Raw genomic sequence first — 24,058 nt, forward strand, 5'->3', positions numbered from 1 at the left:
TATCATTCACTTGTTCTAGATAAGTTTACCCTTGTACCTTGCCAATTACTTAAGTTACCTTTAATAAAAGTCAATATAAACTAGAAAGCATTTAATTAACCATTTATAGATTGGGCTGCTAAAATTTCAACTTTTTCTTCGTTAACTTCTAATTTATTTTCATTTTCTTCCATAACCATTAAAGCTAACCTTATAACTTCTTTTAAATGAGTTACCGGTATTATCTCTATGTCTTTTATCATATTGAAACTATCTGCCCAGTTTTCCTTTGGAATTATTACCTTTTTGACTCCTGCTTTTTTTGCAGCAGCTATTTTAGCACTTACTCCTCCAATTGGTTTTACTGATCCTTGTAGTGATAACTCTCCAGTCATTGCAATTTTATTATTTATTGGTGTACCTTTTATTGAACTGTATATTGCACTTGCTATACTTATACCAGCCGATGGACCATCCACTGGTGCTCCTCCTGGAAAATTCACGTGAATATTATAATCCTCACAATTTAAGTCAAATATATTTTGTAAAACTGTTATTACATTTTCTACAGAGCATCCTGCAGTACTTTTTCTTTTAAATTTCTTGCTTCCGCTTTCTACCTCTTCCTCTTCTATAATTCCAGTTACTTTTATTATACCCTTTCCTTTTTCAACTTTTTTACTACTAACTTCAATTTCCATAAGTGCTCCTATATTAGCACCATACACAGCCAACCCATTTACACAACCAACTCTTGGCTCATCTTCTATAGTTTTATCTAATCTTGGTGAGTATTGACCATTTTCAACCACCCACTCAACATCATCAACTGTTATTATATCTCTATCATCATTTAGAGCCATACCTGCACATAGTTGTATAAGGTTAACAACTTCCCTTCCATTACTACAAAACTTGCTTATAAGACTTATTGCTGCATTTTCTATATTTAAATTCACTTTTTTAATAGCATTTCTAGCTATTATTTCGATTTCATCTGCATTTAAAGCTCTAAAAAATACCTCTACACATCTTGATCTTATTGCTGGAACTATTTCTTCTGGATTTCTTGTTGTTGCACCTATTAGTCTAAAATCTGCTGGTAATCCATTATCAAAAATCTCTTTTATATATAATGGTACATTGGGATCTTCTGAGCTATAATAAGAGCTATCTAAAAATACCTTTCTATCTTCCATTACTTTAAGAAGTTTATTTAATTCTATATGATGTAATTCTCCAATTTCATCAATAAATAGAATCCCTCCATGGGCCTTAGTTACAGCTCCTGGTTTAGGTTGTGGTATACCTGCAACACCTAGAGCCCCTGCTCCCTGATATATAGGGTCGTGGACTGATCCTATTAATGGATCTGCAATCCCTCTATCATCAAATCTTATGGTTGTTGCATCTATTTCTGTAAATTTTGCAGCTTTATTAAATGGTGAATTTTGATTCTTTTTAGCTTCCTCTAATACAAGTCTTGCAGCTGCTGTTTTTCCTACCCCTGGTGGCCCATATATTATTACATGCTGCGGATTTGGTCCACATAAAGCGGCCCTAAGCGCCTTAATTCCTTTTTCTTGACCTATGATTTCCTCAAATGAAGATGGCCTACTTCTCTCTGCTAATGGTTCTGTAAGCTTTATGTTTCTCATTCTCTTTAGTTTATCCATCTCCTTTTTATTTTCTTTGTCAATTACAACCTTGTTTTTCTGTTGACCTTTTAACGCAGTAAAAAAATATAATCCCATTATAAGAGATATAAAGAACTGAATTATAACTAAAATTTCTGCCATAAGTTGCACAACTCCTCACCTTACTTAATCTCTTATATATTGTTTCCTTTTAAATATATTAATATTCCACAACATAGCATTTTTAGTTATACATTCATTTTTACCATTGATGATCCTTTATTTTCAATTGTCAATTCTAAATCTCTTTAGCCCTAGGTTTTGTAATAATTTTACAATCAAAGATTATTATACTTTCCTCGTATAAGGCGCATGAAAGAAAATAACAAGTCAAAGATGCCATGTATATTTTGTGTCATACTGACTTGTTATTTTTTGAATGTGCCTAATAAAAAAAGGTAGAGTTAAACTCTACCTTTTCTTTAAGCGCTCTCTATATCTTTTTTAGTTTTTGCCTTCTTAGCTTTTAATTGAGGTCTTTTTTCACCTTCAACACTTACAAGCTCTGGTTTCTTAGTTTCTATTGTATCACCTTGAACTACTACTTTAGTTATTTCTTCGTTAGATGGTAAGTCAAACATAGTTTCTCCCATCATTTCTTCCACTATAGCTCTTAATCCTCTGGCACCTGTATTTCTCTTAATTGCCTCATCTGCTATAGCTCCTAAAGCTTCATCAGTAAATTCTAATTCCACATTATCCATCTCAAACAATTTTTTATATTGTTTAACAAGGGCATTTTTAGGTTGACTTAAAATATTAACTAAAGTGCTTTTATCAAGAGCATCAAGAGTTACTATTATAGGTAGTCTTCCAACAAACTCTGGTATTAAACCAAATTTTAATAAGTCTCCTGGCATTATATCTTTAAGAAGTTTACCAAGGTCTTTATTAGTTTTCGATTGGATATCTGCTCCAAATCCCATAGAACTCTTTCTTGTTCTTTTTTCTATTATTCTATCAACTCCATCAAAGGCTCCACCACAAATAAATAATATATTAGAAGTATTTATTTGTATAAATTCTTGATGTGGATGTTTTCTTCCACCTTGAGGTGGTACTGATGCTGTAGTTCCCTCTAATATCTTTAACAGGGCCTGTTGAACACCTTCTCCAGAAACATCTCTTGTTATTGAAGGGTTTTCAGATTTTCTAGCTATCTTATCTATTTCATCTATATAGATAATTCCCTTCTCAGCTCTTTCTATATCGTAATCTGCATTTTGTATAAGTTTTAATAATATGTTTTCAACATCTTCTCCAACATATCCTGCTTCTGTAAGAGTAGTTGCATCTGCTATAGCAAAAGGTACATTTAAGAATTTTGCTAAAGTTTGAGCAAGTAATGTTTTACCTGATCCAGTTGGTCCTAAAAGTAATATATTACTCTTTTGAAGTTCTACCTCACTGTCTGCTTCATTACTATGAATTCTCTTATAATGATTATAAACTGCTACAGATAATAACTTTTTAGCAATGTCTTGACCTATAACATATTGATCTAAATATGCTTTTATTTCACTTGGTTTAGCTAAAGTAGATACATCTAAGTCTACAGTCTCCTCGAATTCATCGGATATTATTTCTGAGCAAAGCTCTATACATTCATCACAAATATAAACTCCAGGTCCTGCTATAAGCCTTCTAACCTGATCTTGATTTTTGCCACAGAATGAGCATTTTAACTGCTTTTTGTCTTCATATTTCACCATGTAACACCTCGCTAGGTTTTAATAAGTCTATTTGCTTTCAGCTGGATTTTCGTGCTTTTCAAGAACTCTATCTATCAATCCATACTCTGCAGCCTCTTGTGCTGACATAAAGTAATCTCTTTCAACATCTGATTTTACTTTGTCTAAAGACTGACCAGTTCTTTCACTAATTATCTTATTTAAAGTTTCTTTCATTCTTAATATTCTTCTTGCATGTATATCTATATCTGTTGCCTGACCCTTAAATCCACCTAATGGTTGGTGAATCATTATTTCACTGTTTGGAAGGGCAAATCTTTTGTTTTTAGCACCTGCATTTAATAAGAAAGCACCCATAGATGCTGCCATACCTATGCATATTGTACAAACATCTGACTTTATATATTGCATTGTATCATAGATAGCCATACCAGCTGTTATTGATCCACCTGGACTATTTATATACAAATATATATCCTTATCTGGATCTTCACTTTCTAAAAATAATAATTGTGCAACTACAAGGCTTGCTGTTGCATCATTAACCTCATCACTTAACATGATTATTCTATCCTTTAATAACCTTGAATAAATATCATAGGATCTTTCGCCTCTGTTAGTCTGCTCTACTACCATAGGAACTAAAGCCATATAAAATCCCTCCTTAAATTTATTTAAAAGTATAATTAGCAAATTTACATATCATATAATATAACCAAAAAATTTAATTATAACCATTAACTAAATTATATAATAAAATTCCATACTTTGCTAATAATTATTTAGAAAATTTGGTTATTGTTAATATTATATCCTATAGGGTATTTATTAACAACCTAATATTTTTTAGGTTTAAAATAATTGCCAGAAAATACTTTCTGGCAATTACATTATACTTATTATTGAATTATTAAGCTATTTTAGCACTTTCTACTAATAATTTTATAGCTTTTTCTCTTACAACATCTTGCTTTATTAATGAACCTTGAGATTCTACTAATAAGTCAGCCATTTTCTCTACATCTTTATCTCCGTATTGCTTAGCTATTTCTAAAGCTTTTACTTTCATTTCTTCTTCTGTAGCTTCTAGTTTTTCATCTTTTATTACAGCTTCTAGAACAAGATCAGTTTTAACCTTCTTCTCCGCGCCTTCTTTCATGAATTCCTTCATTTTTTCTTCTGTGTTGTTTGTGTAAGCATAATAAGTTTCAAGATCTAATCCTTGATATTTTAATCTCATTTCAAGATCTTTTATCATTTGATTAGTTTCATTTACTATCATAGCTTCTGGTATTTCTACCTTTGCATTTTCACTAACAGCAGTTAATACAGCTTCTTCTAATTCTCTAGTTGCTCTTAACTCGTTTGATTCTTTCATATTCTTTTCTATATCTGCTTTAAAATCTTCTAATGTATCAAACTCTGATACTTCTTTTGCAAATTCATCATCTAAAGCTGGAAGCTCTTTAACTTTTATTTCGTTAACTTTAACTTCAAATAAAGCTTCTTTTCCGTTCAAGTCTTCTCTTCCATAATTTTCTGGGAATGTAACTTTAACTTCTTTTTCGTCTCCAACTTTAGAACCAACTAATTGTTGTTCGAAGTTGTCTATGAAAGTACCTGAACCAATCTCTAAGCTAAAGTCTTTTCCTTCTCCACCTTCAAATGCAACACCATCTATAAATCCTTTAAAATCTATAATAGCTATGTTTTCATTTTCAACTGTTCCTTCAGTCTTAACTTCAACTCTAGCATTCTTTTCTTGCATTGATTTTAGTTGTTTCTCAACTTCTTCTACATTAACAGGGTATTCTATTTTTTCAACTTCAACCCCTTTATATGTTCCAAGCTCAACTTCTGGTTTAACAACAACTGTTGCCGTATATATGAAGTCTTTGCCTTCTTCTATTTGTACTATGTCTATTTTTGGGTAATCTACTGGAGATATTTTATTTTCATCTAAAGCCATTGGGTAAGTGCTATCACAACAGAAGTTTATAGCATCTTCATATAAAGCCTCTACTCCGTAGTATTTTTTTATTAAATTCATCGGTGCCTTTCCTTTTCTAAATCCTTGCACGTTAAATTTCTTAGCATTTTTGTTATATGATTTCTTTATAGCTTCATTGAATTTAGCAGCTTCAACTACAACTTCTAATTTAACTACGTTAGTTTCAACTTTTTCCATCTTTACATTCATTGCTAATTCCTCCTAAAAACTCTTTATTATTAAATTATTTTAAATAGCAATTGCTACAGATTTTCTCTTTAACATAAATGTACGCAATTTGCCTAACTCAGACATTATAACATATTTTTAAAAATCATTTCAAATATTAATGTAAAATATTTATGTTTTTATGCTAAATTACCTTTATTTTATTAAATTTCAAATGATTTTTATCGTTACGAATCCATTTTATTCATATATTTCAATAATTATGATTATATGTTTTTGTATATTTCTTCTAAATTCTCCTTACTTTCTCTTAATTCTTCATAAGAATTAAAATTTTCTCTATATACTTCAATTATTGCATTACCTTCATACTTAATATCTTTTAGTTTCATAAAAATTTTTTTATAATCTATATTTCCTTTTGTTGGTAACAAACATGATTCATTTTCATTTTTATCATTTATATGAAAATTTTTTAAATCTTTTCCCATAATATCAATATAATCTATAGGTTTAACATTAGCCTTAAATGCTTGTTTTAAATCTAAGGTATATCTTAGTTCTTTTATCTCACTTTTTAAAAGTCTTATAAAGTTTATATCACTTGATTGACACCAACTCACATTTTCTTGGCACAAATATATATTATTCTCCATAGCGATATATACCAATTCTCTATATATGTTTAATACATGGTCTATATCTATGTTTTGTCCCATATATCTTGGACCATGAAATGTATAACATTTTGCTTCCAAAAGTTTTGCAGCTTTACATGCCTTTTTAAATGTTTTTATAACATCTTTTCTTCTTCTTTCATATTTATCAAATAAATATGGCTCAAACATTGAAGAATAGCAGTGTATTGAATTTATATTAAACTTATATTTTTTCTTTTCTTTCAAAAGAATATTAATAAATTTTTTTTCATATTCACTCTCTGTATTTAAAAATATTTCACCAATATCAAATCCTATACTTTTCATAATCTTTATTGACTCTTCTGTATTTACTGTTGGATAAAAACTTGCTGAAGATAATCCTATATTCATAAAACCTCACCCTTTTAAAATCAATTAATATAAATAACATATTATTTTTTAAATAACAAAAGCTATGAACTTTAGATTTTTATTCTAATTTCATAGCTTTTTACATTTCAAATAATTTTTAATTTATTACCTTACCATCTGTAGTTACATATTTTAAAGCTCCATCTATAGTAACTTCTAATCCCTTATCACTTAAATTTCCAAAATCTACTTTCTGACCTTGTACATTCAAACATTGATGGTTTTTGTTATTTAAATCTATCGTCCATATATACTTATCACTTTTATTAAACCATGGAAGTTGACTTACATATACTAAAGTATTTTCGTTTAAAAATCTAGGAGACTCATTCCATATATAGGTTGGATTTTCTCTTAATACATTTTCTTTACTAAACTGAGTTCCGCTACTAGCATTATATGTATCTAAACTAATATCAGTTAATGTGCCATTAGTATCGCTTAAATATAAATTTTGATTATCTTCATCTAAAAGTACTGAATACATTCCTTTAGAATCTATATCAAAAGACACCTTATTTCCATTAGTATCTATGCTCTTAAATATTTTTCCTTGATCTGTTTCATCAAAATTAGCTTTAACAAGTTTTCCATTACCTATATCCAAATCCATAGAAAGACTATTTTCTTCCTGTTCTTTTGGTTCTTCAATTGGTGTTTTTTCTTGTTTATTGTCTTCTTTTGGTTCTTCTTTTATATTTTCCTTTTGGGTTTCATTATCTTTTTTAAATAAACTAGTTAAATAGTCTGAAGAGTATTTATAACTTCCCCCTAAGAAAAAAAAACTTACTCCAAATATAATTACAACCAAACATATAATGCTTAATGTTATATTCCTTGTTCTTCTTCTTTTCATCTTTTTTTCGTAATCTTTACTGAACATGCTAGGTTTTCCCACCTTGAACCCTCCTAGTAATTTTCTTCTCAATTACACTGATTCTTATATCAGTGTGCTATTTGTAGAAATTTTCTTTATTTAATTGATTCTATTATATAGTTTATATGAAATATCTAAATAAGTAATAGAATAAATTTTAAACTTTATTTAGATATAACAGTAAAGTCTACATATTAAACTAAATTAGATTAAAGCATTTGTACACTTAAGATTTCAAATTGAAGTTAAATATGTTCTTTCAAAGTCTTCGATTAATATTATAACACATTTATTCTTATATTAATCAAATAAAATGCTTTTCTATTTTGATATAACTTTACTTTAAACTATGTGCACATTTACTATATTACACTGATTGTTTTTAGGTGTAAATATTTTAGCTATATATAACTTAACTATATTTTAATATTTTTTATTTCATACCTTTTTTCTTGCAACATCCTTTTTCACACTTTGAACAATCTTTCTTTTCTTTACAATTACAATTACATCCGCATGATCTTTTGTCAAATGTATAGATTACCTTTTCTGCATAAATATTTTCTGTATATTCTTCATAACCATGCTCTAAACTAGTTTTTAATAAATTATCTTTATCCAAAAAATCACCTCTAACTATTTATTCTATAATACTAGTATTGTTCTAATTTTAAATATTACTATTATAATACTACAAAGTTTATTTTTCAAAAACTTATGTATATTTTTTTCATTATTAATAAGTTAATCTTATTAATTTATTAATATGCTAAAATTTTGCACATAACAAAAAATCCATTTAATTATGTGTTATTATAATTCATGGGGAATATCTTTACAATACTTTGTTAAAACAATAACTATTATAAAAGGGGATCTACTTATGTATCAAGATAAACTTTTTACTTTTGTATACATTTTAAATTTGTTAATGATATCAATAAATTTATATTTAAGTTATAAATATGATGAGAAAAAAGATGACGATAAAGTTGATAAAACTCTAAAATAGCAAAACCTGGTATAATGTTCTATGCACTATACCAGGTTTTGTTACTTTTGCTCATAAAAGTCCTTGTTATTTAATAATTTTTTCAGTTTATCCCTATCAGTTTTAATTTTTTCTAAAGAATATATATTAACATAAATATTTTGTAAATCATTACATTCTTCAAATGTTAAATACTCATTTAAAATAATGTTTCTTTCTTCTAAATAAGGTCTCATAGAATCCTGAGTTTCTCTTATATCTAACAAGATTTCTCTTTTTTTCTCTTCTCTCTCCTCAATATCTTTATATGTTATGCTAGAATACTTTAACTCGTCCTGTAAATTTATAAGTACCATATAATATTCACTTAACTCATTTAAAAGAAATGTTACTCTATTCCATTTCTTAAATGGGACTTTTCTTAAAATATCTATCTTTTTTTCATCATATTCATTTATTTTCTTATTTATATTCAATAATTCTTCCTGTCTAGGATTGTTTATATTCATAAATAAATACCCCCCTTATTTTAAGTTAATTTTATCATAAATCACTATATATATACAATTCATAAAATTCTCGCATATTAAAATCATCTGTATTTAATATACAAATATATGTTACTCTATAGGTATAAAAGTTTATTTTAGGAGGTAATTATCCATGAGCATTCATATAAATGCAAAAAAAGATTCTATCGCTGATACTATATTGCTACCTGGAGATCCTTTACGAGCAAAATACATAGCTGAAAATTTTCTTGAAAACGTAATTTGCTACAATGACGTTAGAGGAATGTATGGATTTACTGGAATTTATAGAGGTAGAAAAATTTCAGTTCAAGGAACAGGAATGGGAGTTCCTTCAATAAGTATATATACTAATGAATTAATTACTAGCTATAATGTAGAAAAATTAATAAGAATCGGTACAGCTGGTTCTATTAGAAAGGATGTAAAAGTTAGAGATGTTGTTATGGCAATGAGCGCGTGCCACGATTCCAATATTAATTCTAGTAGATTTCCTAATATGACCTACTCTCCTACTGCCAATTTTGAATTACTTAAAAATGCTTATGACATAGCCACTAGCCATAATTTAAATACTAAGGTAGGATCCGTTTTAACTACTGATTCTTTTTACCAAGATGACTTTGATCACTGGAAAAAATGGGCTGATTTTGGATGTTTAGCTATAGAAATGGAGACTGCTGCTTTATATACCTTAGCCTCAAAATATAATAAAAAAGCATTATCTCTCCTTACTATAAGTGATAGCTTAGTAACTGGAGAAGAAACCTCTGCTTTTGAGAGACAAACTACTTTTAATGATATGATTGAAGTAGCTTTAGAGTTATAATAAAAAATATCAATTCCTTGGAAATTCGAAATGAACTCCATGGAATTGATATTTTCATGTTTAAAAAACTTCTATTTTAGATAACTCATTGGATCTTTAAAGTCTCCATTTACACGAAACTCTAAATGAAGATGAGGACCCGTGCTCATACCTGTAGATCCTACCTTAGATACAACTTGTCCTTGTTTAACAGTTTGTCCTTCACTAACATTTAATTCACTATTATGTGCATATAATGTTTGTATTCCACCACCATGATCAATTATTACACAATTTCCATATCCAGCATTTACTCCTGCAAAAATAACTTTTCCATCTTTTACAGCCTTAACAGGTGTTCCCATAGCTGAACCAAAATCGGTTCCTGTATGTAGCTTTTGTTCACCAGTTACTGGGTGAGTTCTATATCCAAATGGAGATGTTATAGAATCATTCACAGGATATATCCATCCACCTGTTGATGGGGTTACTTGTCCACCATTTGATCCATTATTTGCAGTATTTATTATATTATTTATTTCTTTTTGTATGCTATCATTCATAACTTCAAGTTCATATATTTGACTTTGTATTTGTTTTTGAGATGTACTTAACGAGTTATTTTTAGCCTCTTTCTTATTTTCCATTAATTTTAATTCTTCACGAGCACTTTCTAATTTTTTCTTTTCATTCATTAATGATTCCTTAGATGAATTTAATTCTAATTTTTTATTATCTAAATCACTTTTATCACTTTTTAATTTTTCTTCACTTTGTTGTAATTCTTTTTTTAGATTCTCAGTTTCATCCATTAATGATTTATCATATGTAACCATTTTTCTTATATTAGTAAATGTTGTAATTAAATCTGAAAAATTCTCACTCTCTATTAAAACTACTACTAGTTGATTATATATATTGCTTTTATATATAGCTCTTAGTCTTTCTCCTAAAAGTTCTTCTTTTTCTTCATATTCTTTCTCTTTACTTTCTATACTATTTTTTAATTCACTTAATTCACTTTCTATAGAAGATACCTTATTTTGAAGAACACTTACATTATCCTCTATATTTTTGATATTTTTATCTTTTTCATTTATTACATTGGTTTTTTCCATAATACTTGTTGTTAATCCCTCAAGTTCTTTTTCTACAGAATTTTTTTCTTTTTGTAAATTTCCATTTTCTTCATTCAATTTTCCTATTTTACTTTCATTAACTTTCTGCTGTTCTTTCTTTTCATCTACACTTGTTGATGCTAATGCTACACTAGAATTCAAAGAAAAAACTATAGTTAATATTAAAGCAAAACTTCTTCTTCTGATCATGAAATTCTCCTTTCTTTTTCTTATGTTAATTAATACCTCTAAGTTTTAAAGAAATCCCTAACCTATTAGTAGTTTACTATAAGCCCTGGTACTAAAAGAACTTACATAAATCCTTTTATCCATCATATTTAAACTATTAAAATTATGGACATTAAAACTATAGATATCAGATTAAAGAAATTATACTAAACATTTCTACTTTAGTGTGTTAACAAATTGTAACCATTTTTTCATCTTGAACATTCTTAATTTTCCATATAAATATATTATGATTTACATTTATCAAATTAGGAAATGTTCTAAATCAATTATGTCTATTTCATAATCATCAATATACAGGTTCCCACCCATTAATTTTAGTAATATACCTTCTCTTTTATATCCTTCTTTATATTTTTTAATGGCTTAAATATTCTTATAGTCTCACTAGAACTTATATCTAGAATTTTCATTATAGTATTTTTTATCATTAAATATTTTCTCTAATCGCAGTCTTAACTCTCTTTTTAAATTTAAGTCTACATCAATATTACAATGTGCTCTTTCCTAACCAAACTATAAAAATAATTTTTTCAATTAGGCACATGACACAAAATAAACGAGTAGATTGGTCTATTATTTTTTTGAATATGCCTTACATTATATACTCAATTCTTAGTTTTTTCATATCATTTATTATAACAAATTAAAAAGTGTTAGATGCACGCTAACACACTCTAACACTTCTTAATTAAATATTAAAACTTTTAATGTATTCACTAACATCATCACATTCCATAATTGATGACATAATCGCAATTCCTGATGCTCCAGCTTTTAACACCTGTCTATAGTTATAATTATTTATGCCTCCTATTGCAACTACAGGAATTTTAATATCTCTTGCTATACATGTTAATTCATCTAATCCTCTTGGCTCTAGCCCTTCTTTACATTTAGTATAAAAAATATGTCCATAAAAAATATAATCTGCTCCTAAATTTTGTGCCTCTAAAGCCTCTCTGTAACTGTGTACCGATACCCCCTTAATTCCTTTAATATTATTAGGGTTTTCTTTAAAATTATTAAAAGATAGATGTACTCCATAAAGATTTAGTTCTTTATAAATTTTAACCTCTGAATTTATAATTATCTTAGTATTGTAATTTTCCGTAATTTCCTTGATTCTTTTAGTTAATATATAAAGTTCATTATAGTTTAAATCCTTTTCTCTTATTATCATATAAGAGACATTATTTTTGGCTATTTTCTCTATATGTTTATAAAAATCGCTACATAAAATTCTATTAGTTACACAATAAATATTAATCATCTTCTCTTAGTAAATTAATATCCTTTCCTGAAAGAATTTTGTTCATATTTCTCATAGAACACATTTTCCCACACATTGTACAGCTATCATTATGATGAGGAGTTGATTCTTTTCTATATTTTCTTGGTCTTTCGTCATCCAAAGCAAGTTCAAACATTTTGTTCCACTCTAAACTTTGTCTTGCTTTACTCATCTTATAATCCCATTTTTCCGCATTTTTAACTCCCTTAGCTATATCTGCTGCATGAGCTGCAATTTTAGCTGCAATAATTCCTTCTTTCATATCATCTAAATTAGGAAGTCTTAAATGTTCTGCTGGTGTTACATAACATAAAAAATCTGCTCCATAAGTAGCTGCAATAGCTCCTCCAATTGCTGATGTTATATGATCATATCCTGGAGCTACATCTGTAACTATAGGTCCTAAAACATAAAATGGTGCTCCGTGACAAAGCCTTTTTTCTAAAATCATATTAGCTTCTATTTCATTTATCGCCATATGCCCTGGTCCTTCAATTATAACTTGTACATTCCTATCCCATGCTCTTTTTGTAAGTTCTCCAAGAATCATAAGTTCCTTTATCTGGCTAGCATCTGTACTATCATTTATGCACCCTGGTCTACATGCATCTCCAAGACTTAATGTTAAATCATACTTTTCACATATATCAAGTAATCTATCAAAGTATTCATAAAATGGATTTTCCTTATTATTAAGTTCCATCCAAGCAAATAGTAATGATCCTCCTCTTGATACTATATGTGTAAGCCTTTTATTTCTTTTAAATGTTTCTACAGTTTCTTTATTTAAACCAGCATGTATAGTTACAAAGTCAACTCCATCTTCCGCATGTTTTTCTACTACTTTAAAAAATTCGTCTACTGTTATATCTCTTAGCTCCTTATCATAAAATCCAACAGCATCATATATAGGAACAGTTCCTATCATAGCCTTAGATTCATTTACTAATTTTTTTCTAAATTCTGCTGTTTTACCATAATTAGATAAATCCATTATAGCTTCTGCATTCATATCTAAAGCAACTTTAACTTTTTCCATTTCTTTATCAATGTCATAGGCATCTTTTGATATGCCTAAATTCACGTTTATTTTAGTCTTTAATCCTTGTCCAACTCCGTTAGCTTCTAGAGATTTATGATTTTTATTTGCTGGTATAGCAATTTTGCCTTGTGATACAAGTATCCTTAAAGTTTCTATGTCCATACCTTCTTTTTCTGCTACACATTTCATTTCCTTTGTTACTATCCCCTTCTTAGCAGCATCCATTTGAGTTGTATATTTCATTTTATTTTCCCCCTAATTAATTTATTTTTTATTTAATCTATATTATTACTAATATTCATAACTATTAAATGCAAAAATCCTATACTACTTTTCTATTTTTCCCCAACAAACGCTAAACAAATTTTAAATCTCTTCACTTAATAGTTCATTAATCCAATCTTTAAATATTGGTTCATATCCCTTGTTTCTTATAGCCGTCTTTACCTCTAGTTCGCTTCTACTATCATTTATTTCAAATTGACTTTCTCCTCTTGACTCCTTATTTAATGTATGTCCACCTACTGCTGTGCTAACTCCAGCTGACATCTTAGTTATACCTAATGGTATTAAATTATTTCTAAAACTTTCTTCTTCTCTAGTTGATATATTAATTCCACAATTAGGAAACATAATTCTTAATGCTATAATCCCTTGAACTAAGTCTTTATCATCTACTGGGTAAACTTCTTCAAAAATACCTGCATGTGGTCTTATTCTTGGTAGGGAAAAACTAACATCTATATTCCCATATTTTTTCTGTAAATATAATCCATGTAGTGCTACAAAAAACAATTCTTTTCTCCAATGATTAAGACCTAGAAGTGCTCCAATATTTATACTTCTTATTCCAGCCCTACATCCTTCTTCTGGTGCATCTAATCTAAATTTATAATTCCTTTTTGGTCCCTTTAAATGCACTCTACTATAAATTTCTTCATCATATACTTCTTGATAAACAGTTATCCCATCTACTCCTAATTTAATTAAATATCTATATTCCTCTTCTTTCATAGGAAATACTTCTATGGAAACAGAAGAAAAGTATTTTTTCAAGACCTTAACAGCATCCCCTATATATTCAACTGGTGTATCTTTAGGTGATTCTCCCGTTAATAAAAGTATATGCTTAAACCCTTTTTCACTTATTTCTTTAGCTTCACTTTCTATTTCCTCTATATTAAGTTTTTTTCTAATAATATTATTTTCTATGTTATAACCACAATAGGCACATTTATTTACACAATAATTAGCTATATACAGTGGCGTATATAAGAGTATTGTTTTTCCAAAGTATTGATTTGTTAGTTCATTAGCCTTTCTTGCCATATCTTCAAGATATAAATCTGATTTTGGGCTTAATAATATTAAAAAATCCTCTTCAGTTAACTTACTTTTATTCATTGAAAACTTAATATCCTGGTCTTTTACATTATCCCAAAACTTAGAAAAATCAAAATTTCTATATTTTTCAATTACATTATAAAAGCTCAATATGTTCACCTTCCTTATAATAAAAATCCAGTTAACGGAGAAGATGCATTGGCTATTTTGCTTTTATTGCCCAAACCTGTCTTAAAAGCAATTCTTCCTGACTCTACAGCTAATGAAAATCCATAAGCCATTCCCATTGGATCTTTTGACGATGCTATTGCTGTATTTACAAGTACTGCTGCCGCTCCCATTTCCATAGCCATAGCTGCTTCTGATGGTCTTCCAATACCTGCATCTACAATTACTGGTGCATCTATTTCATCTATCATGATTTCTATAATATCTTTTGCCCCAATTCCTCTATTAGATCCTATTGGTGATCCTAGTGGCATAACCGCAGCTGCTCCAGCTTCAACCATTCTTTTACCCATAATTAAATCTGGATTCATATAAGGTAAAACTATAAATCCTTCCTTAGCTAAAACCTCTGTAGCTTTTAATGTTTCTAAGTTATCTGGTAGTAAATATTTTGAATCATTTATAACTTCTATTTTTATAAAATCTCCACAACCCATAGCTTTAGCTATTCTTGCTATCCTAATTGCCTCCTCTGCATTTCTTGCTCCTGAAGTATTAGGTAAAAGAGTTATATTTTTAGGTATATATTCCAATATATTTTCTTCTTTATTATCCAGATCTACTCTTCTTATTGCCATTGTGACTATTTCTGTTCTACATTTATCTATAACTTGTGGCAATATTTTATTATTTCCATACTTTCCTGTGCCTATAAATAATCTACTATTAAATTCTTTTCCACCTAAAATTAATTTGTCCATCCTTATCTCCCCTTTAAACTTTTTCTTCTCCTAAAAGAATTCTTAAAACCATATTAGCCTCATGATGAGCTACTATTCCTACTCTTGGTGCCATAAGTCCACAACCAATTTTCGCTTCACTTTCTTCATCACCACACAAATAGAGTCTAGAATTTATTTTTCTTGTTTTTATTAAGTTGTTTGAAAAATATCCCGCCATGCCAGATGCTGAAACCACCTTAACAGTTGATATATTCTTTAAAACCTCGCTTATTAACATAACCTTATTTTCTACATTATCAAAAGCTTCAACCACAATGTCTATATCACTAAACAATTCTCTTATATTCTCTTTAGTTACATATTCATCCACATCGTCCACTTTTATAAAAGGATTAATATTCTTTATAGTTTCTTTAAGTCCCTTACTTTTCTTCATTCCTATTTGATTTATAAAATATTGTTGTCTATTTAAATTACTAGGCTCTACTAAATCAAAATCTACTATTCTTAAAAATCCTACTCCTACTCTAGCTAATGCTATTGCTACATTTGAGCCCAATCCACCAAGTCCTGCTATTGCAACCCTTGAATTTTTTATTCTTTCATAAACATAAGGAGTGTGCCTACTCATCATTAGATTTTTTAATTCTTCATCATTAGGAATTTCTCCACATTTTATTATTACAATTTTATCCCCTTCACTCACTACCTTATCTTCTTCAATAGGAAATCCATTTAATATTAAAATGTCTCCATTAGGTTTTATTCTTTCTTTAATTCCAAAGCACCTAATTCCCTCCTGAAAATTCATCCCTTTTTCATTTACATAAACTTTCATTTAGCCTCCTCCAACAAAACTTATAATTTCTATTTTACTGTTTTCGTAAAGATTAACTTCCTCAAAATCATCTCTTAAAATTATATTTCCATTAACTTCTACAACCACTTTATTCTCTAGTAAGTTTAATTTTTTTAGCAGTTCCTTAACTGTAATTCCATTACAAACAGTTACATCCTTATCATTAACCACCATACTACCCCTCCTTTCTTCATTAAGTGATTCTAGGTTCAAATAAATACAAAAAAGTCACTCCTTGCCTTTAAAGCTAGAAATGACTTTACTATAAATAGTGTTTACTTAACTAATTTATCAGTAAGTAAAACAAAAAGGCTTGCCTAGGCAAGCCTTACTAATCAAATTACAACGTAATAAAATAACTTTGCAATTATTATAGCTTTCCTACGTTGGTGTTAACCACATCAGGTTCAAGGGTTAAAGCTCACTGCTTCTCTCAGCTTATTATAATAAGCACCCCTAGCTTTAAATATCATTATTAAATTCTACAGCATCATTATATACCTTGAAATTTATTTTGTAAACATTTTCTTGTTTTAATATCTATTAATAAAACAATTATCATTTTAAACTTAAAATGCAATTAATAAAACATCTTAAACTAAACAATATTATTTTAAAGTTAATTCAACACTCCTAAATTTTACTTCTTCGTTTAATTCATTAGACAGTTCTTTTGCTATTTCTTCTGCATGCCACTTATATTGCCACTTATCAGCATTTTTTAACGATACCTTTTTTATTGTTCTATTTTCTCTAAACTCTAGAAATTTCCCATCACTAAACTGCACTACATAAATTGTTGTAGTATCAAAATAGTATAATTCTAAACTTTCTTCTTTGCATTGTTTTTTTATTCCTTCATTTGTGTGAACTGTATATGTTTTTTTTCCCTCTAGTTCTCTTCTATCTACAACTTGACCAAAATACTCTATACCATTCTCACTAAAGCATACATCATACCCTATTGGAAAAATAAAGTTCATAATAACTCCTCCTATGTTTTAAGGTTTTAATAATTAATTTATTAACATTCTTATTTTTTTCTCATATCATTAATACTTTAATAATATATTATCTATTATTATAATACATTGTATATATATGTAAAGTATACATTATTAGTATAATATATATTATATTATATTGTCACAATTGCTATATTTTATGATAAAATACATCTGAACCATTACACTATTAAATCAACATTAAATAAAGGAGCTTATTAAATAATGTTAAAACATTTAAAAGAAAATAAAGATATACAACATATTATTGAATTGTTTAAGTCTAATTCTATAGAAAAAATTAAAAGTTTAGAAAATAGTAGCACTACTAGTTCTAATGTTAAATTTATAGCTAGTCTTTCGAGTATTATATTATCTATATCATCTCCAATCAAAAATATAATAAAAAGATTATTGATTGTAACTACTAAAGTAAGTAGCTACAGTATACAGTTAGAATATTTTTCTAAAGATTTAAAGTCAACTTCATCAACATTAAAAAACTCAACTAATATTTTATTGAGTTCAGTACAGGAAACTAATTCAGCTTTAAATGAAATAGCTAATTCCTCTACTTCTAATTCTGAGTATATTAATGAAATTTCTAATAAAAGTAGTGAAATTTCATCCCATATATCAACAAATGCTACTACTCTAAATAAAATTGTACAAGTTACCCAAGAGTTATCAAGTGAATCTATTGGTATGGAAAACGATATGAAAAATCTTATGACTCTTGTAGGCGAAATCCAAAAATTAATGGAAGGAATAAACGGCATAGCATCACAAACTAATCTTTTAGCATTAAACGCTTCTATAGAAGCTGCCAGAGCTGGAGAACATGGAAAAGGCTTTTCTGTTGTAGCTGATGAAGTAAAAAAACTTTCTGAAACTACTACTGTGCAATTAAATGATATGAAAAACTTTGTTGAAAAAATAGAAGCTGCTTCAAAACAGTCTATAAATAGCGTGTCACACACTATTACTTCTATAGACTCTATGGAAAGCTATACAAAAGATATGAGTGATATATTTGAAGATACAACAAAACACATTGAAGAAATATCAAATGATATATCTACATTAGCATCTAATATGGAGGAAATAAGTGCATCCACAGAAGAGGTAAATGCAGCAATGGAAGTTATTGCTGATAACGTATCTTTAATTAATGATGAATCAATAAACATAGACTCAAAAGCTGAGAACGTAAAAAATATAGGACTTGGAATTGATGAGTTAGATGATGAGATAACTGAGCTTACTAAATTAAGTTCTAACTTAACTAAAGATGACCATTTTTCTTTATCACACCACGATTTTATTGAAGCTTTAGATTCTGCTATTTCAGCTCATGAATCCTGGGTAAAAACCCTAGAATATATGAGCGAAAATATGACACTAAAACCTCTACAATTAAACTCTAATAGATGTGGATTTGGTCACTTTTATAATTCTATAACTCCTTCTAATGAAAATATTTTAGAAATTTGGAAAAGTATAGATGTTCTTCATAAAGATTTTCATAATCTTGGACACGTAGCAATAGATGCTATTAAGAAAAACAATAAATCTTCTGCGTTAAATACTACAAAACAAGCAAGAGATTTATCCATAAAGTTAATTTCAATGCTAGAAAAAATAAAATCTCTGGCTAAAAATTAATATATGGATTTACCAAAAATTAATATTACGTCCTATTAATTAACTATATATTTCCTAATTTTTCTATCTATTTTTTCCCATTTTATACTAAGCATTATATAAAATTTCAAATAAAGTCCGAATAAATTTATCTAAATGAAAATTTACTCGGACTTTGTTTGAATTATTCATAATTTCCCCATATATTGATATTTTTTTACTCTCCTTCGTATTCCTTGACATTTTTCGTACTTTGTAGTATAAAGTAGTTGCCACACTTTTTAATATGTTAAATAATACACATATTTCTTCTTGCCCAGAATTAGTGTGGCGCCCATTTGATTTAATTTATTTTAATCTGAAATATAAAGTTCAAATTAAAAATATCATGAAAGTCTATTATTCAAAATATAGATTTAATCTCAACGTCATCCCACAAATTTTTTAGTAACCCCTCATTTAAAGAAGCCTCATTTATAAATTCATCTGGATTTTTAAACGTTTTCAAATCCCCCATATATCCATATCTTATAAAAGAAATTCCATCATCTGTGTTGCTTATACCATAAAATCTATTTTTATATTTAATATCAAATTCATGTCCTACATCTAAATCTTTATGAAAATCTGATAAACTGTAACTCAATATACCACACTCCTAAAATTTTCAAATTAATTTCATATTATATAATTCTTTATTTGTATAGAATATACCTTGCAGTTTTCAAAAAATATACATTTTTAAGAAAATTATAACATTTTACTCAATTGAGGTTCATCTATATTATTATTGGCACTAACTATATGAATAAATTCTTTTATGCTTTTTTTGGTTTCATCTATTTTTTCCTTATCGAGCCCTCCTCTACCTAATCTATCACTTAACGATACTAGTGCTACTTCTTTTAATGAAGTATCTTTTAAAAGCCCCTCGATATCACTAAAAGGTAATTTTTTAACTATAAATAGCGGATTCATATGATACTTTACTAATGCACTTACCTTTTGTACAAACTCTTCGCTTTCATTAAAATTTCTTAAAAACTCTTTTGCCATATCACTCCCTACTCTATCATGATCATAAGAAGTCCACCGTCCTTTTCTTAGTTTCGTAGTTGGAGTTTTCCCTATATCATGCAAAAGTAAAGACCACATATAAACTCTTTCATCTTCGCTGTAATGCCTATAATTTACTCCTTGATCAACAACCATCATAACATGATTAAAAGTGTTTCCCTCTGGATGATATTTAGGATTTTGTAAAACTCTTTTCAAGTCACTAATCATTGAAAATGGATATAAGTTTAACTTTCCCTCTTCTAGCATTTTATTTATATATTCAGACGGCTTACTGTCATTTAATAAATGGTACTGAATCTCTTCAAAAATCTTCTTATCTTCACTGTTCAACTTAATCACCATCCTTTAATGTTATCATATATATTTTATACTTAATTTTAAAATATATAATAACTTTTTAAAAAAGGCTATGCCCTCTTTTAGTGACAAATTGATGTTGAAAATCACAGATTTTCTTTAATTATATTTTTTTATTTTTAAAATCTTCCTGAGAAGATTCATCCACAACTTGCAACTTGTAATTTTTCACTCATTAAAGTTTTCAACTAAAAAATCTATATATTTTAATAGTTATCAAAGTTATCCTCAGATTTGAAATTTTATAATATCCTATAAAGTGAAAAAGTACCTATGACATTTTTTAAGTTACAAGTGTCAAGTTATGGTTAAAAATCACAAATTTTCTTTAAAATATTTTCATTTTAGAGATCTTCGTTAGAAGTTTTCACTCTTAACTTATCACTACTTTAAAATTTATACTTCTATACAAATATAATAAGAGCTATGTTATAAACATAGCCCTTTATTTTAATTAAATATTATATTCTTCTTGATTTTCTTATAGCCTGTACTATTGCCACAGTTATAACAGCTGCTGCTATGGCTTCTAACACACCATTTGTATATATAAGGCTTTTTATTAAGGTCTTAGCACCCTCTAGAGACGTTTGTTTAGCTTTTGCATACTTATCTATATGTAATGCGAATAACATTCCCATTACACCGATTGTGTTAGTTAAAGACCCTATTAAGGCAGCGACTCCTATTCTAATAGATTCATTTTTAATTTTTAGAATTTTGTACACTCCGTAAGTAGTTAATGGTATTAATAACCTTGGAAGTATAGACACCCTCGGATCTATAAATGCAAATGATAAAAGATTAGGTGCCATTAAATTTTGAAAGAAACTAAATCCACCAAACATAAATGCTATAGCGAGTCCAACTTTAGGGCCTTCAATTAAGACTCCTATTATTACTGGTATATGCATTATTGTGAGTCTTGCCACTGGTAATTGTATAAAACCATATCCTGTGACGCCTAAAAAGATTGTTATTCCTGATAGTAGCCCTACAATTGTCATTTGTCTTACTTTACTACTATGAGAATTAAAAGTTTTGTTCATAACTACCTCCCACTCTCACTCCTATAAGGATGTGAGTTGTTCAAAGAAAAATTTTTTTTTAAAGTTCAGTTTCAAAATTGAATACTGACAAAAATATTTTAACATTTTTCAAACAAATTTCAACAATTACTTTTCTCAAAAAACAAGGTTTATACAAATTATTCCTCGCGAGGGTACTATTAATAAGTATTTCCTTCTTTTTTATAGGTTATTTTATTTTTTCATGGATACAATACTATTACAAGGTAAACAAAACAAACTTACCTTGAAATATAAAGTATTAAGAGGAGGAATTTATTATGTCAAAAACATTAATACCAGAAGCAAAAAATGGTTTATCAAACTTCAAAAATGAGGTTGCAAGTGAAATGGGAGTACCATTCAAAGAATACAATGGAGACTTATCTTCTAAACAATGTGGATCAGTTGGCGGAGAAATGGTTAAGAGAATGGTAGAACAATATGAAAGAGGAATGAAATAATATTGTTCAAAGCTTAAAGAAGCTATGTGAGAAATTGAAATTTCTCACATAGCTTCTCCTATTTGCAACGTAAATTCATAATATTTTCACTATTTACTCAATTGTTATTTGCAAGATATTTTCTCCATTTAAATCCTTTATTATGAATTTATCATCCTCTAAAATACCATAGCTATGTTTTGTATTTTCTTTAGGAAATGTTATCGATCCTGGATTTATAAAGTATAATCCTTCTACTTTTTCACATACTGGTATATGAGTATGTCCACTTATTATAATGTCACCCTTATCTACAGGTAACATATTATTTTTATTATATTTGTGACCATGCGTTAAAAACAATCTTTTTTCTTTATAAAATATAGTTGAGTAATCACATAAAATTGGAAATTCAATCATCATTTGATCCACTTCACCATCACAGTTTCCTTTAACACACATTATTTTATTTTTCAGTTTATTAAGAGTGTTAGCTACACTTTTAGGATCATATCCTTTAGGAATATCATTTCTTGGACCATGATAAAGTATATCTCCTAATATAACAATATATTCACATTTTTCTCTTTCATAAGCTTTTAAAGCTTTATTTAAATAATAAAGCGATCCATGTATGTCTGACATAAAAAATATTTTCATTGATTTTCCCCTTATATAGTAGAGTTATTTAAAACTTTAGGCCATATTTCTGAAAGTTCCCTATCTTTTTTCACATATTCTTTAAACCACGGTAGTATTTCTATGGCTTTTTTCAAATCTTTACATGATTTTTTATCTTCTTTACATAATGCATAAAAGCATGCCCTATTGTAATACAAAGAAGGCATTTCAGGATTAAACATTATTCCTTTACTTATAACTTTTATAGCTTTCTCGTAAAATCCACTTTCTTTATATATCACAGCTAAATTTAGAAAAGAAAAACCATATCCTAGATTTGCTTTTATAGATTCTCTATAAAATTCTATGGCTTTATGTACCTTATTAATCTTCTTCATTAAAACACCCATATTAAACAATGCCATATAATGATCTGGTATTATTTCTAAACTTTTATTTATTTCTTCAATAGCTTCATTATTTCTGTCTAATTCTTCATATATACTTCCAAGGTTTAAATGTGCCCAAAAATCAGTAGGAGTTATTTCTATGACTTTTTTATAGTATTCTATTGATTTAATTTTATCTCCTAATTCATCATAAGCATTTGCCATAAAAAAATATGCCCTATCATAATTTTCATCAAAACTAATAGCTTTTTCATAAAACATTATTGCCTTTTTATATTCTTTTATATTATCATATAGAATTCCTATTCCATAATAAGCTCTAGGTTCTTTAGGATTTATATTTAAAATTTCATTATATATTTTTTCTGCATACTCCATATTGTCAAGTTCATCATATAAAAGTGCTAAATCTAAAAGAAATTCTAAATCATTTTTACTCTCATAGCATAGGTTAGCCTTAACAAAATAACTTAGTGCCCCCTTTAAATCACCCTTTTCTTTTAATTTTTCTCCTATAAATATAAGATCATCATACTTGTTTATTTTCACTATAAACCTACTCTCCCTTAAATTTTAATTGACAATTTAAAATTAACAATTGACAATTATCGTTGAAAATCACAAAATTCCTTAATAAAAGTTGAGAATGGAGAATGTAAAGCTGTGGTTAAAAATCACAGCTCTTCTTTAAAAATGTTTTTATTTTAGAAATCTCCTTAACAAGATTCCATCCTTCACTCTCAACTCCCTACATTCAATTTTCAACTTTAAAAATATTCTTATTCTTAAT

25 protein-coding genes and 1 riboswitch are annotated in these 24,058 nt (G+C 28.0%); of the genes, 4 read left to right on the forward strand and 21 right to left on the reverse strand.

What is annotated here, in order from left to right; genetic code table 11:
• Positions 1–95 precede the first annotated feature (95 nt).
• The 7 genes from lonB to BM119_RS05295 form a co-directional block, all read right to left on the reverse strand.
• Positions 96–1,778, reverse strand: coding sequence for an ATP-dependent protease LonB (gene lonB, locus BM119_RS05265; protein ID WP_090039524.1), 1,683 nt, complete (start codon positions 1,776–1,778; stop codon positions 96–98).
• A gap of 320 nt (positions 1,779–2,098) precedes the next feature.
• Positions 2,099–3,388: an ATP-dependent Clp protease ATP-binding subunit ClpX gene (gene clpX / locus BM119_RS05270; protein ID WP_090039525.1), complete on the reverse strand. Its 1,290-nt coding sequence runs from the start codon at positions 3,386–3,388 to the stop codon at positions 2,099–2,101.
• 27 nt (positions 3,389–3,415) lie between these two features.
• A complete protein-coding gene (clpP, locus tag BM119_RS05275) occupies positions 3,416–4,018 on the reverse strand; it encodes an ATP-dependent Clp endopeptidase proteolytic subunit ClpP (protein ID WP_090039527.1) in 603 nt (200 codons plus the stop codon).
• A gap of 259 nt (positions 4,019–4,277) precedes the next feature.
• Positions 4,278–5,567, reverse strand: coding sequence for a trigger factor (gene tig, locus BM119_RS05280; protein ID WP_090039529.1), 1,290 nt, complete (start codon positions 5,565–5,567; stop codon positions 4,278–4,280).
• A gap of 245 nt (positions 5,568–5,812) precedes the next feature.
• Positions 5,813–6,598 carry a sugar phosphate isomerase/epimerase family protein gene (locus tag BM119_RS05285; protein WP_090039530.1) on the reverse strand — a complete coding sequence of 262 codons (786 nt, stop codon included), beginning with the start codon at positions 6,596–6,598 and terminating at the stop codon, positions 5,813–5,815.
• A gap of 118 nt (positions 6,599–6,716) precedes the next feature.
• Complete coding sequence (locus tag BM119_RS19770) at positions 6,717–7,517, reverse strand: hypothetical protein (RefSeq protein ID WP_090039532.1); 801 nt, start codon at positions 7,515–7,517, stop codon at positions 6,717–6,719.
• Between the two features lie 412 nt (positions 7,518–7,929).
• Positions 7,930–8,118: a hypothetical protein gene (locus BM119_RS05295; protein WP_090039534.1), complete on the reverse strand. Its 189-nt coding sequence runs from the start codon at positions 8,116–8,118 to the stop codon at positions 7,930–7,932.
• 261 nt (positions 8,119–8,379) lie between these two features.
• On the opposite strand from BM119_RS05295, the gene BM119_RS20370 reads away from it, so the two are divergent.
• Positions 8,380–8,508 carry a hypothetical protein gene (locus tag BM119_RS20370; protein WP_278336781.1) on the forward strand — a complete coding sequence of 43 codons (129 nt, stop codon included), beginning with the start codon at positions 8,380–8,382 and terminating at the stop codon, positions 8,506–8,508.
• 41 nt (positions 8,509–8,549) lie between these two features.
• Here the strand turns inward: BM119_RS20370 and BM119_RS05300 are convergent, their stop codons facing one another.
• Complete coding sequence (locus BM119_RS05300; protein WP_090039535.1) at positions 8,550–8,996, reverse strand: hypothetical protein; 447 nt, start codon at positions 8,994–8,996, stop codon at positions 8,550–8,552.
• 154 nt (positions 8,997–9,150) lie between these two features.
• Here BM119_RS05300 and deoD point away from each other — a divergent pair, with 154 nt between their 5' ends.
• Positions 9,151–9,846 carry a purine-nucleoside phosphorylase gene (deoD, locus tag BM119_RS05305; RefSeq protein ID WP_090039537.1) on the forward strand — a complete coding sequence of 232 codons (696 nt, stop codon included), beginning with the start codon at positions 9,151–9,153 and terminating at the stop codon, positions 9,844–9,846.
• Between the two features lie 71 nt (positions 9,847–9,917).
• Here deoD and BM119_RS05310 read toward each other — a convergent pair whose 3' ends face one another.
• The 8 genes from BM119_RS05310 to BM119_RS05345 all read right to left on the reverse strand — a co-directional run bounded on the left by BM119_RS05310 (position 9,918) and on the right by BM119_RS05345 (position 17,625).
• Positions 9,918–11,153 (reverse strand): murein hydrolase activator EnvC family protein, encoded by a 1,236-nt coding sequence (locus BM119_RS05310; protein WP_090039539.1) that lies wholly within the window; start codon positions 11,151–11,153, stop codon positions 9,918–9,920.
• Positions 11,154–11,883: 730 nt separating this feature from the next.
• A complete protein-coding gene (locus tag BM119_RS05315; protein ID WP_177199320.1) occupies positions 11,884–12,465 on the reverse strand; it encodes a thiamine phosphate synthase in 582 nt (193 codons plus the stop codon).
• Entirely contained in the window at positions 12,458–13,771 is a 1,314-nt protein-coding gene (gene thiC, locus BM119_RS05320; protein ID WP_090039540.1) for a phosphomethylpyrimidine synthase ThiC, read from the reverse strand. The genes BM119_RS05315 and thiC overlap by 8 nt, the downstream gene beginning before the upstream one ends.
• 123 nt (positions 13,772–13,894) lie before the next feature.
• Positions 13,895–15,022 (reverse strand): 2-iminoacetate synthase ThiH, encoded by a 1,128-nt coding sequence (thiH, locus tag BM119_RS05325; protein ID WP_090039542.1) that lies wholly within the window; start codon positions 15,020–15,022, stop codon positions 13,895–13,897.
• A gap of 14 nt (positions 15,023–15,036) precedes the next feature.
• The gene (locus BM119_RS05330) at positions 15,037–15,801 is read right to left on the reverse strand and encodes a thiazole synthase (RefSeq protein WP_090039544.1); all 765 of its coding nucleotides are present in this window, start codon (positions 15,799–15,801) and stop codon (positions 15,037–15,039) included.
• Positions 15,802–15,814: 13 nt separating this feature from the next.
• Positions 15,815–16,621 carry a sulfur carrier protein ThiS adenylyltransferase ThiF gene (thiF, locus tag BM119_RS05335; RefSeq protein WP_090039545.1) on the reverse strand — a complete coding sequence of 269 codons (807 nt, stop codon included), beginning with the start codon at positions 16,619–16,621 and terminating at the stop codon, positions 15,815–15,817.
• Complete coding sequence (thiS, locus tag BM119_RS05340) at positions 16,622–16,816, reverse strand: sulfur carrier protein ThiS (RefSeq protein ID WP_090039546.1); 195 nt, start codon at positions 16,814–16,816, stop codon at positions 16,622–16,624.
• A 187-nt stretch (positions 16,817–17,003) separates the two neighbouring features.
• A riboswitch (TPP riboswitch) is annotated at positions 17,004–17,110 on the reverse strand.
• A 140-nt stretch (positions 17,111–17,250) separates the two neighbouring features.
• Positions 17,251–17,625 carry a hypothetical protein gene (locus tag BM119_RS05345; RefSeq protein ID WP_090039547.1) on the reverse strand — a complete coding sequence of 125 codons (375 nt, stop codon included), beginning with the start codon at positions 17,623–17,625 and terminating at the stop codon, positions 17,251–17,253.
• Between the two features lie 246 nt (positions 17,626–17,871).
• Here BM119_RS05345 and BM119_RS05350 point away from each other — a divergent pair, with 246 nt between their 5' ends.
• Positions 17,872–19,311, forward strand: coding sequence for a methyl-accepting chemotaxis protein (locus tag BM119_RS05350; RefSeq protein ID WP_090039549.1), 1,440 nt, complete (start codon positions 17,872–17,874; stop codon positions 19,309–19,311).
• Between the two features lie 382 nt (positions 19,312–19,693).
• On the opposite strand, the gene BM119_RS05355 is transcribed toward BM119_RS05350, so the two are convergent.
• The 3 genes from BM119_RS05355 to BM119_RS05365 all read right to left on the reverse strand — a co-directional run bounded on the left by BM119_RS05355 (position 19,694) and on the right by BM119_RS05365 (position 21,776).
• Positions 19,694–19,936 (reverse strand): hypothetical protein, encoded by a 243-nt coding sequence (locus BM119_RS05355; protein ID WP_090039550.1) that lies wholly within the window; start codon positions 19,934–19,936, stop codon positions 19,694–19,696.
• A gap of 104 nt (positions 19,937–20,040) precedes the next feature.
• Positions 20,041–20,712, reverse strand: a complete 672-nt coding sequence (locus BM119_RS05360) for an HD domain-containing protein (RefSeq protein WP_090039552.1) — start codon at positions 20,710–20,712, stop codon at positions 20,041–20,043.
• 476 nt (positions 20,713–21,188) lie between these two features.
• Positions 21,189–21,776, reverse strand: coding sequence for an ECF transporter S component (locus BM119_RS05365; RefSeq protein WP_090039554.1), 588 nt, complete (start codon positions 21,774–21,776; stop codon positions 21,189–21,191).
• 299 nt (positions 21,777–22,075) lie between these two features.
• On the opposite strand from BM119_RS05365, the gene BM119_RS05370 reads away from it, so the two are divergent.
• Complete coding sequence (locus tag BM119_RS05370; RefSeq protein WP_090039556.1) at positions 22,076–22,258, forward strand: alpha/beta-type small acid-soluble spore protein; 183 nt, start codon at positions 22,076–22,078, stop codon at positions 22,256–22,258.
• A gap of 93 nt (positions 22,259–22,351) precedes the next feature.
• On the opposite strand, the gene yfcE is transcribed toward BM119_RS05370, so the two are convergent.
• Together yfcE and BM119_RS05380 are read right to left on the reverse strand one after the other, a co-directional pair.
• The gene (gene yfcE / locus BM119_RS05375) at positions 22,352–22,897 is read right to left on the reverse strand and encodes a phosphodiesterase (protein WP_090039558.1); all 546 of its coding nucleotides are present in this window, start codon (positions 22,895–22,897) and stop codon (positions 22,352–22,354) included.
• Positions 22,898–22,908: 11 nt separating this feature from the next.
• Positions 22,909–23,817: a tetratricopeptide repeat protein gene (locus BM119_RS05380; protein ID WP_242948326.1), complete on the reverse strand. Its 909-nt coding sequence runs from the start codon at positions 23,815–23,817 to the stop codon at positions 22,909–22,911.
• Positions 23,818–24,058 lie beyond the last annotated feature (241 nt).

The sequence above is a fragment of the Clostridium frigidicarnis genome, from assembly GCF_900111985.1.
GTDB classification, from domain to species: Bacteria; Bacillota; Clostridia; order Clostridiales; family Clostridiaceae; genus Clostridium_Z; species Clostridium_Z frigidicarnis.